3 tRNA genes are annotated in these 890 nt (G+C 42.4%); all 3 read right to left on the bottom strand.

The features are described 5' to 3' along the window. Positions 1–565: 565 nt before the first annotated feature. Positions 566–641 (bottom strand) — tRNA-Val (locus BTO10_RS20265). 33 nt (positions 642–674) lie between these two features. Then, a tRNA-Lys gene (locus BTO10_RS20260) sits at positions 675–750 on the bottom strand. Between the two features lie 2 nt (positions 751–752). After that, positions 753–828 (bottom strand) — tRNA-Glu (locus BTO10_RS20255). Positions 829–890: the final 62 nt, after the last annotated feature.

Raw genomic sequence — 890 nt, 5'->3', positions numbered from 1 at the left:
GGGTACTTAGATGTTTCAGTTCCCCCGGTTTGCCTCTTGTTGCTATGTATTCACAACAAGATACTTACTTATGTAAGTGGGTTTCCCCATTCGGAAATCCCAGACTCAAATGACTTTTACTGTCTAATCTGGGCTTATCGCAAGTTAATACGTCCTTCATCGCCTCTGACTGCCAAGGCATCCACCGTGTACGCTTAGTCACTTAACCATACAACCCGAAGAGGTCTTTATGTATGGTAAACAACCAAGGTTTTTGGTTGTAACAAGAAGGGTTAGTTCTTATTACGTGTTTGCCGGACTCAATTTAATGCTCTTTATTTTCACTTTTAAAAAGTGAAGACAAAAAGCCAAGACACTTGAATGTGTTTGTGTTGTGTTTATCCAAAGGATAAACATTGAGAACTTTTAATTTGATTAACTCTAAGAGTTAATCAGTCAGCTTTCCAAATTGTTAAAGAGCATGTATTCCGAAGAATGCATTTTCTAAATACTCTCGCAGTCGAAAAAACCAACCAACGACATAAGAAGTGGTTTGGAGTTTTAACTTCCAAGAATATTTAGAGAATGGTGGGCGATACCGGGCTCGAACCAGTGACCCCCTGCTTGTAAGGCAGGTGCTCTCCCAACTGAGCTAATCGCCCACTAAAAGTTTTAATTCCTTCGTGGAGAAAGAATGGTGGGTCGTGCAGGATTCGAACCTGCGACCAATTGATTAAAAGTCAACTGCTCTACCAACTGAGCTAACGACCCAATGGTATCCCGTAGGGGAGTCGAACCCCTGTTACCGCCGTGAAAGGGCGGTGTCCTAGGCCTCTAGACGAACGGGACACTGGATTGAAGAACTTGGGAGTTCTTCGTCTCTTTAGTTTCTAAACCATATCAATCTGTGT

This window comes from Vibrio chagasii (assembly GCF_002954585.1).
GTDB lineage: Bacteria > Pseudomonadota > Gammaproteobacteria > Enterobacterales > Vibrionaceae > Vibrio > Vibrio chagasii_A.
The sequence above is the reverse complement of the archived record's forward strand: the minus strand, read 5'-3'. Positions and strand labels throughout refer to the sequence as shown.